The organism is Acinetobacter sp. R933-2 (genome assembly GCF_030325485.1).
GTDB lineage: Bacteria > Pseudomonadota > Gammaproteobacteria > Pseudomonadales > Moraxellaceae > Acinetobacter > Acinetobacter sichuanensis.
The window spans coordinates 1-3,292 of sequence record NZ_JACAIJ010000044.1 but is presented as its reverse complement, the minus strand read 5'-3'; the positions used below and the strand labels follow the sequence as shown (position 1 = coordinate 3,292).

1 protein-coding gene is annotated in these 3,292 nt (G+C 45.9%); it reads left to right on the top strand.

Annotated features, from left to right (window positions below):
* On the top strand, window positions 1-3,292 hold a 3,292-nt coding region (locus HX005_RS19435; protein ID WP_502872776.1), incomplete at both ends, for a beta strand repeat-containing protein.

The following is a 3,292-nucleotide window of genomic DNA, read 5'->3' as shown; positions in this document are numbered from 1 at the left end:
GCGCAACAGGCAAAATCAGTGGCTTAACGGATGGTACGGTTGCAGCAGGTTCAACTGAGGCTGTGACAGGTAATCAGTTAAATGCACAAGGCGAAGGTGTTAAAAACATCATCGGTGGTTTAACAACGTATGATCCAAGTACAGGTGCATTAACCAATACAAATATTGGTGGTACTGGTGAAAGTACGATTGATGATGCGATTAAAAACGTCAATACAGCAGCAACTAAAGCGAAAACGACGGTCACTCAAGGTGACAATATTGTTGTGACTTCAGGCACCAATGCTGATGGTTCAACGAACTATGAAGTTGCAACAGCGAAAGATGTCAACTTCGATAAAGTCACTGTCGGTAATGTGGTCACAGATGGCACAACAGGCAAAATCAGTGGCTTAACAGATGGTACAGTTGCAGCAGGTTCAACTGAAGCTGTGACAGGTAATCAGTTAAATGCACAAGGCGAAGGTGTTAAAAACATCATCGGTGGTTTAACAACGTATGATCCAAGTACAGGTGCATTAACCAATACAAATATTGGTGGTACTGGTGAAAGTACGATTGATGATGCGATTAAAAACGTCAATACAGCAGCAACTAAAGCGAAAACGACGGTCACTCAAGGTGACAATATTGTTGTGACTTCAGGCACCAATGCTGATGGTTCAACGAACTATGAAGTTGCAACAGCGAAAGATGTCAACTTCGATAAAGTGACTGTGGGCAATGTGGTCACAGATGGTGCGACTGGTAAAATCAGTGGCTTAACGGATGGTACGGTTGCAGCAGGTTCAACTGAGGCTGTGACAGGTAATCAGCTCAATACCACGGCACAAAGCACAGGCGATCTTATTGGTGGTGGTGTGACCAATACTGCAGGTAGCTTGACAGGTCCATTCAATGCCAATGGCAGCAGCTATAACACCATTGCGGATGCAATTACTGATCAAGCGAAAAAATCGAAAACCACTGTGACTCAAGGTGACAATATTGTTGTGACTTCAGGCACCAATGCTGATGGTTCAACGAACTATGAAGTTGCAACAGCGAAAGATGTCAACTTCGATAAAGTGACTGTGGGCAATGTGGTAACTGATGGTGCGACTGGCAAAATCAGTGGCTTAACGGATGGTACGGTTGCAGCAGGTTCAACTGAGGCTGTGACAGGTAATCAGCTCAATACCACGGCACAAAGCACAGGCGACATTATTGGTGGCGGTGTTACTAATAATGCAGGTAGCTTGACAGGTCCATTCAATGCCAATGGCAGCAGCTATAACACCATTGCGGATGCAATTACTGATCAAGCGAAGAAATCAAAAACCACTGTGACTCAAGGTGACAACATTGTTGTGACTTCAGCGACCAATGCGGATGGTTCAGTGAACTACGAAGTGGCAACGGCAAAAGACGTCAAGTTCGATAAAGTGACTGTGGGCAATGTGGTCACAGATGGCGCAACAGGCAAAATCAGTGGCTTAACGGATGGTACGGTTGCAGCAGGTTCAACTGAGGCTGTGACAGGTAATCAGCTCAATACCACTGCACAAAGCACAGGCGACATTATTGGTGGTGGTGTGACCAATAATGCAGGTAGCTTGACAGGTCCATTCACAACCAATGGCAGCAGCTATAACAACATTTCTGATGCGATTGCAGATCAAGCGAAGAAATCAAAAACCACTGTGACTCAAGGTGACAACATTGTTGTGACTTCAGGGACGAATGCTGATGGTTCAGTGAACTACGAAGTGGCAACGGCGAAAGACGTCAACTTCGATAAAGTGACTGTGGGCAATGTGGTCACAGATGGCGCAACAGGCAAAATCAGTGGCTTAACGGATGGTACGGTTGCAGCAGGTTCAACTGAGGCTGTGACAGGTAATCAGCTCAATACCACGGCACAAAGCACAGGCGATCTTATTGGTGGTGGTGTGACCAATAACGCAGGTAGCTTGACAGGTCCATTCAACGCCAATGGCAGCAGCTATAACACCATTGCGGATGCAATTACTGATCAAGCGAAGAAATCAAAAACCACGGTGACTCAAGGTGACAACATTGTTGTGACTTCAGCGACCAATGCTGATGGTTCAGTGAACTACGAAGTGGCAACGGCGAAAGACGTCAACTTCGATAAAGTGACTGTGGGCAATGTGGTGACAGATGGCACAACAGGCAAAATCAGTGGCTTAACGGATGGTACGGTTGCAGCAGGTTCAACTGAAGCTGTGACAGGTAATCAGTTAAATGCACAAGGCGAAGGTGTTAAAAACATCATCGGTGGTTTAACAACGTATGATCCAAGTACAGGTACATTAACCAATACAAATATTGGTGGTACTGGTGAAAGTACGATTGATGATGCTATTAAAAACGTTAACACAGCAGCAACTAAAGCGAAAACGACGGTCACTCAAGGTGACAACATTGTTGTGACTTCAGGCACCAATGCTGATGGTTCAACGAACTATGAAGTGGCAACGGCGAAAGATGTCAACTTCGATAAAGTGACTGTGGGCAATGTGGTGACAGATGGCGCAACAGGCAAAATCAGTGGCTTAACGGATGGTACGGTTGCAGCAGGTTCAACTGAAGCTGTGACAGGTAATCAGCTCAATACCACGGCACAAAGCACAGGCGACCTTATTGGTGGTGGTGTGACCAATAATGCAGGTAGCTTGACAGGTCCATTCAATGCCAATGGCAGCAGCTATAACACCATTGCGGATGCAATTACTGATCAAGCGAAGAAATCAAAAACCACGGTGACTCAAGGTGACAATATTGTTGTGACTTCAGGCACCAATGCTGATGGTTCAACGAACTATGAAGTGACAACGGCGAAAGATGTCAACTTTGATAAAGTGACTGTGGGCAATGTGGTGACAGATGGCGCAACAGGCAAAATCAGTGGCTTAACGGATGGTACGGTTGCAGCAGGTTCAACTGAGGCTGTGACAGGTAATCAGCTCAATACCACGGCACAAAGCACAGGCGATCTTATTGGTGGTGGTGTGACCAATAACGCAGGTAGCTTGACAGGTCCATTCAATGCCAATGGCAGCAGCTATAACACCATTTCTGATGCGATTGCAGATCAAGCGAAGAAATCAAAAACCACTGTGACTCAAGGTGACAACATTGTTGTGACTTCAGGGACGAATGCTGATGGTTCAACGAACTATGAAGTGGCAACGGCGAAAGACGTCAACTTTGATAAAGTGACTGTGGGCAATGTGGTGACAGATGGCGCAACAGGCAAAATCAGTGGCTTAACGGATGGTACGGTTGC